Below are 5,902 nucleotides of genomic sequence, written 5' to 3' on the forward strand. Positions count from 1 at the left end.
CGCCAAGAGCGGCGGTGACGGGTCGGTAGACGCCGTCAGCGACCCTGCCAGCGCGGGGGGCGCTTCTCGGCGAACGCCGCGGCGCCCTCCGCGCGGTCCTCGGAGAGGTAGGGGTTGGGGCCGGCGTTCAGGCGCAGGTGGGCGGGCACCGGCATCTCCCAGCCCTTGCCCGCCATCTCCTTGTACCGCCGCAGGGTGAGGGGGGCGCGGGTGAGCAGCTCGGCGACCCATTCCTCGACGCGCTCGTCCAGCTCGGCCTTGGGCCACACGCGGTTGACCAGGCCCAGCTCGCGGGCGCGGTCGGCGGGGACACGGTCGCCGAAGTAGAGCATCTCCATGGCGACCGCCCTGGGGATCAGCCTGGGCAGCACCACGGAGCCGAAGTTCGCGCCCATCCCGCGGTGGGACTCGGGCATGCCGAAGACGGCGTCGTCGGAGGCCACGCGCAGGTCGCAGGCCATCGCGAGCTCGCAGCCGCCACCGAGGGCGTAGCCGTCGACGACCGCGACCGTCGGCTTCGGAATCTCCAGGACGGCCTCGTACACGTTGCGTTCCACCTCGATCATCGGGGTGGCGGCCCGACCGCGGGCGTGCATGTCCTTCAGGTCCCCGCCCACCGAGAAGGCCCGTCCGCCCGCTCCCCGGAGCACGACGACCCAGACCTCCGGATCGAGCGTGACGTCCACGGCCGCGGCGACCAGCTCGGCCTTGAGTCCCGTGTTCAGCGCGTTGAGCCGCTCGGGGCGGTTCAGGGTCAGCCAGGCGGCGTGCCCGCGCTTGTCGACCAGCAGCTCCGACATCAGCCGTCCCGTCGTTGGACACTGGTGATCGGGGTCTTCCAGGGCGAGCGGCCGCCCGCGTAGGCCGCGGGCCCGAGGCGGAAGTGCGCCGCCTGCTCGACGGTCTCGACGAACGGCATGTCCATGGCGTAGAGCGCGTCACCCCGCGGCCGCGGCCCCGCCAGCGGCAACCTGCCGTGCAGGGGCCTGCCGACGATCTCGGCGGCGAGCAGCGCGACCTCGACGAGCTGGTCGCGGTCCACCCCGGTGTCGATCCCGGCCTCCTCGAGCAGGTCGACCAGGTCCTCGGTGGGGATCATGCCGGTGGCGCGGCCGTTGCCGCAGTACGGGCAGCCCCCGATCCCGCCGACCGCCGCGTCGACGACCAGTGTCATGTGCGCGGGCAGCGACCGCAGTGCCGTCCACGCGGAGACCAGGGCGGCGCCGCGCTGGTCGTGCAGGTGCAGGTGCAGGGTCCGGACCCCGGGCCAGCGTCGCAGGATCTCCCGGACGTAGGCCTCCATCCGCAGCGGATGGGTCCAGCCCATCGGGTCCCCGAGCCACACCGTGTCGACGGCGATGCCTGCGTCCTCCCAGGCGCGGACCATGCGGTCCAGCAGGGCGACGCCGGTGGCGAGGGCGACGTCGCCGGTCCAGTTGGACCCGAACGCCGCCCCCAGCCGGACGGCCGCGGTGCGGGCGCCCACCTCCTGGGCCGCGGCCACGACCTTCGCCCAGCCGGCGATCTCCTGTGCCTGCGTGCGGTTCGTGTTGCGCTGCACGAAGACGTCGCACGCGTGCACCGTCAGGCGGGGGCGCGAGTCGACCGTGAGCGGGGGGACGTACCGCGCCCGCCGCTCGGCGCCCTTCTCGTTGAGCACCAGCGCCGAGTACTCGACGCCGGGGCGGGGCGTGAAGCGGGCCAGCAGCTCCTCGACCTCCGCCATCTGTGGCACCCACGTCGGGCTCACGAACGAGCCGACCACCAGGTTCCGCAGCCCGGTGGACGACAGCGCGTCGAGCAGTGCGACCTTGGCCGAGGTCGGGATCGCGGCGTCCTCGATCTGCATGCCCTCGCGCATCGTCTCGTCGACGATGCGGACGGCGGGCAGGTCAGCCACCGTGGCACTCCAGGACCGCCCGCAGGTTGCGGCCCTCGAGCTGGTCGGCCAGCGCGGTCCCGATGTCCGACAACGGGTAGCGGGTGATCATCGAGTCGATGTCCAGCACCCCCGCGCGGTAGAGGTCCAACAGCCGCGGGGTCGCGGTCCGCGGGTCCATCCCGCCGAACAGACAGCCGCGGATCTGCTTGTTGAGCAGCGCGAACGCCCCGATGTCCAGCGGGACCGGGGCCTCGCCGAAGGGCCCCATGCCCGTGACGACGAGCACCGCGTCCTTGCCGGTGACGTCCAACCCCGCGTGCAGGATCTCCGGGGTCACCACGCTGGGGGTGAGGATCACGCGGTCCGCGCCCTGTCCGTCGGTGAGGTCGGCGATGATGCCGCGGGCCTCGTCGACCGAGGCCGCGGTGCGGGTGGCGCCGAAGGACTTCGCCCCGTCACGACGCAGCGGCAGCGGATCGACGGCGACGATCTCGCGCGCGCCGACGCTGCGGGCGCCCTGCACCGCGCTGATCCCGAGCCCACCGCAGCCGACGACCACGACGACGTCGCCGGGGCGGGTCTCGGCCCGCTCCACCGCCGATCCCCACCCCGTCGCGACGCCGCACGACACGAGCGCGGCCGCCGCGAACGGGACGTCCTCCGGGATCGGGATCACCGACCGCTCGGCCACCACGGTGCGCTCGGCGAACGTGCCCAGCTTGGCCATGAGGTAGAGCGGCTCGCCGTCGAGGTGATGGCGGTGGGCGCCGTCGACCAGCTGGCCGCGGAGCATGAAGTCCTTGTTGCCGTTGCACAGTGCGCCCCGCCCGGAGGCGCAGTAGCGGCACCGGCCGCAGATCGGGGAGAAGCTCGCGACGACGTGGTCGCCGGGCGCCACGGTCGTGACTCCCGCCCCGACCTCGGCCACGATCCCCGCGGCCTCGTGCCCGCCGACCATCGGGTAGAGCGCGGACTCGGCACCGGGGGCGACCCGGTCCCCGCTGCGGAAGTGCTCGTCGGAGTGGCACAGCCCGGCGGCGTGCCACTCCACCAGGACCTCGCCCGCCGCGGGCGGCGCGACGTCGATCTCCACGACCCGCCAGGGCTCGTCCCGCCCGGTCACCACCGCGGCCTGTGCCTTCACGCCCCACGCTCCCTCGCGCTCGTCTGCGGGCCATCACACTCACGCCCTCGTTATGGGGCGCGTTACTCCGGCGGTCGTAATGCAGCGGGTAACGACCCCCGACGCACGCTGGCCGCACCAACGACGGACCAGCCCCGAGTGGGAGGAACTCCGGTGTCCCTACGGATCACCATCGACCACGACCGGTGCACCGGCCACGGGCGCTGCTACATGCTCGCGCCCGAGCTGTTCGACGCCGACGACGAGGGCAGGCCGTTCCTGCTCGACGCCGACCCCGGCGACCATCCCGCCGAGGCGCGCAGCGCGGCGGAGAACTGCCCCGAGGGCGCGATCACCGTGTCCGAGTCCGTCCGGAGCGGCTCGTGAGTGCCCCGACCGCGCTGCGGCCGGGGGTGCGGCTGCGCAGCCAGACCTGCGCCACCGAGGTGGTCGTCGTCCGGCCCGGCGCGGGCACGGTCACGCTGACCTGCGGGGGCGAGCCGATGATCGACCACGCCGCGACCCCGGCCGGTCTCGAGCCCGCCGCCGCCCTGGCGGGCGGCACCCAGGTGGGCAAGCGCTACACCGCGGAGGCCGATCCGACCGTCGAGGTGCTGGTCACCAAGGCCGGCGCGGGCACGCTCGCCGACGGCACCGTCCCGCTGGTCGTCAAGACCGCCCAGCCGCTCCCGGCGAGCGACTGATGGGGGAGCTGCTGAGCGGCCGCACCGCCGTCGTCACCGGGGCGGCTCGCGGTCTGGGCTTCGCGATGGCCCGCGGGTTCCTGCAGCAGGGCGCCCGGGTGTTCCTGGCGGACCTGGACAAGGACGCGGTCGACGCCGCCGTCGAGCAGCTCGCGGGCCAGGGGCTCACGGCCGCCGTCGCCACGGCCTGCGACGTGACCGACGAGCTGTCGGTCGCCGCGCTCGCCGAGCAGGCGGCCCGCGAGGGCCTGTCCGTGTGGGTCAACAACGCCGGGATCCTGCGCAACGGCGAGATGGCGACCATGCCGCTCGCCGGGTTCCGGGCCCTGATCGACGTCCATGTCCAGGGCAGCTGGCTCGGCTGCAAGTACGCGGGCATCCACATCGGCCCCGGCGGCGGGTCGATCGTCAACATCTCCAGCATCGGCGGCAAGGCCGGGCTGGCGGGGCAGACGAACTACAGCACGGCCAAGGCCGCGATCCTCGGCCTCACCAAGGCCGCGGCCAAGGAGCTGGCGCCGCGCGACATCCGGGTCAACACGATCCTGCCGGGGATCATGCGCACGGCGATGGCCGAACAGCTCGCCCCGGAGGACCTCGCCGCCCGGTTGACCGACGTGCCACTCGGTCGCATCGGAGAACCGCACGAGATCGCCGACGCCGCGGTCTTCCTGGCCTCCGACATGTCCACCTTCGTCACCGGAGCCGCCCTGGAGGTCTCGGGCGGCCGGTTCATGTAGCAGGAGGGTCCGATCATGACCGCCACCACCGAACGCCCTGTCCCGCTGGGAATCGCCGATCCCGTCGAGCGGGCCCGTTCCCTCGCCCCGCGGATCCGCGAGGCCGCCGACGCCGTGCACGAGAACGGCACCATGACCGATGACGTCGTCAAGCTGCTGTCCGACGCCGAGCTCTTCTGGGTCCTGCTGCCCGCCGAGCTGGGCGGCGGGAACGGGGAGATCACCCAGGCGCTCGGCGTGGTCGAGGAGATCTGCGCTGCGGACGGGTCCATCGGCTGGAGCCTGATGGCGAACATGTCGGTGACCGGATTCGCGGGCGGGCACTGCACGGACGCGGCCGTCGAGACCCTGTTCGGTTCGGAGAAGTCCATCATCGCCGGGATGTTCGGGCCGATGGGGAAGGTCGCCGAGGCCGACGGCGGGTACACCGCCAAGGGCCGCTTCCAGTTCGGGTCCGGGACCGGGCACGCGCACTGGATCGGCGGCGGCGCCAACGCCGGGGCCAACGGGGAGATCGAGCTGATCTTCCTGGTGCCGCGGGACAAGGTGGAGTTCCTCGGCAACTGGGACGTGTTCGGCCTGAGCGGTACCGGCAGCTACGACTACGAGATCCCCGAGCAGTTCGTGCCGCGGGACTTCACGGTCAAGCGGGTCGGCGCGGTCCCGGTGCGCGGTCAGTCGACCCAGCATCTCGGGCTGCAGATCATGGGCTCGGCCGGGCATGCCGCGGTCGCGATGGGGATCGGGAAGCGGGCCTTCGAGGAGCTGCACCGGATCCTGTCGGCGGGCAAGGGCCGCCCGGGGGTGCCGCCGATCATCGAGCAGCAGCTGTTCCGGCACGAGTTCGCGTCCATGGAGGCCAGGTTCCGGGCGGCGCGGGCGCTGTGCTTCGAGGTGTTCGACGACGCGCAGCAGACGGTGAACCGCGGCGACGCCGTCTCCGACCTGCAGTACATGCGGGTGCGGCAGGCCTCCACCCACATCACCCGGGTCGGGGCCGAGGCCGTGGAGTTCGCGTACACGTGGTCGGGCAGCAAGGGCCTCCGGACCCCGAACGCGCTGGCCCGCTGCGTGCAGGACATGCACGCGGCGACCCAGCACGTCTACGTCGACCCGACGACGATGGTGAACGCCGCTCCGTCCGTGCTGAAGTCGTACGCCGGATGAGCCTGCGCGGCCGGGTCGCGGTCGCCGGGATCGGGGCCAGCGACTACTTCAAGTACGGCGGCTCGCAGGAGACCGAGTTCGCGATGGTCCTGCGGGCCGTGCTCGCCGCCGCCGAGGACGCGGGCGTCGACGTCGACGACATCGACGGCTTCGTGGCCTACTCGAACGACGGGAACACCCCGCTCCGCCTGGCCACCGCGCTCGGCATCCGCGAGCTGCGGCTCGGTGCCCTGCAGTACGGGGGCGGGGGCGGCGGCTCGGCGGGCCATGTGGCTCCTCCGGGAAA

7 protein-coding genes and 1 pseudogene are annotated in these 5,902 nt (G+C 73.1%); 5 read left to right on the forward strand and 3 right to left on the reverse strand.

Annotated features, from left to right (window positions below; translation table 11 throughout):
- Positions 1-35: 35 nt before the first annotated feature.
- From H5J29_RS18390 to H5J29_RS18400, 3 genes are read right to left on the reverse strand one after another with little or no spacing between them, the layout of a single operon-like run.
- Positions 36-800 carry an enoyl-CoA hydratase/isomerase family protein gene (locus tag H5J29_RS18390; protein WP_181782191.1) on the reverse strand — a complete coding sequence of 255 codons (765 nt, stop codon included), beginning with the start codon at positions 798-800 and terminating at the stop codon, positions 36-38.
- Positions 800-1,900 (reverse strand): hydroxymethylglutaryl-CoA lyase-like TIM-barrel protein, encoded by a 1,101-nt coding sequence (locus tag H5J29_RS18395; RefSeq protein ID WP_312858296.1) that lies wholly within the window; start codon positions 1,898-1,900, stop codon positions 800-802. The genes H5J29_RS18390 and H5J29_RS18395 overlap by 1 nt, the downstream gene beginning before the upstream one ends.
- Positions 1,893-3,026: an alcohol dehydrogenase catalytic domain-containing protein gene (locus tag H5J29_RS18400; protein ID WP_181782192.1), complete on the reverse strand. Its 1,134-nt coding sequence runs from the start codon at positions 3,024-3,026 to the stop codon at positions 1,893-1,895. Before H5J29_RS18400 ends, H5J29_RS18395 begins: the two co-directional genes overlap by 8 nt.
- Positions 3,027-3,179: 153 nt before the next feature.
- On the opposite strand from H5J29_RS18400, the gene H5J29_RS35910 reads away from it, so the two are divergent.
- The 5 genes and pseudogenes from H5J29_RS35910 to H5J29_RS18425 all read left to right on the forward strand — a co-directional run.
- Positions 3,180-3,392 carry a ferredoxin gene (locus H5J29_RS35910; RefSeq protein WP_181782193.1) on the forward strand — a complete coding sequence of 71 codons (213 nt, stop codon included), beginning with the start codon at positions 3,180-3,182 and terminating at the stop codon, positions 3,390-3,392.
- Positions 3,389-3,709 carry a hypothetical protein gene (locus H5J29_RS18410; protein WP_312858297.1) on the forward strand — a complete coding sequence of 107 codons (321 nt, stop codon included), beginning with the start codon at positions 3,389-3,391 and terminating at the stop codon, positions 3,707-3,709. Before H5J29_RS35910 ends, H5J29_RS18410 begins: the two co-directional genes overlap by 4 nt.
- On the forward strand, positions 3,709-4,449 hold the full coding sequence (locus H5J29_RS18415) for an SDR family oxidoreductase (protein ID WP_181782194.1): 741 nt from the start codon (positions 3,709-3,711) through the stop codon (positions 4,447-4,449). Before H5J29_RS18410 ends, H5J29_RS18415 begins: the two co-directional genes overlap by 1 nt.
- 15 nt (positions 4,450-4,464) lie before the next feature.
- The gene (locus H5J29_RS18420) at positions 4,465-5,616 is read left to right on the forward strand and encodes an acyl-CoA dehydrogenase family protein (RefSeq protein ID WP_181782195.1); all 1,152 of its coding nucleotides are present in this window, start codon (positions 4,465-4,467) and stop codon (positions 5,614-5,616) included.
- A pseudogene (locus H5J29_RS18425) lies at positions 5,613-5,902 on the forward strand (thiolase C-terminal domain-containing protein); the annotation flags it as partial. The gene H5J29_RS18420 and the pseudogene H5J29_RS18425, both read left to right, overlap by 4 nt.

The sequence above is a fragment of the Pseudonocardia pini genome, assembly GCF_013870575.1.
Taxonomy (GTDB): domain Bacteria; phylum Actinomycetota; class Actinomycetes; order Mycobacteriales; family Pseudonocardiaceae; genus Pseudonocardia; species Pseudonocardia pini.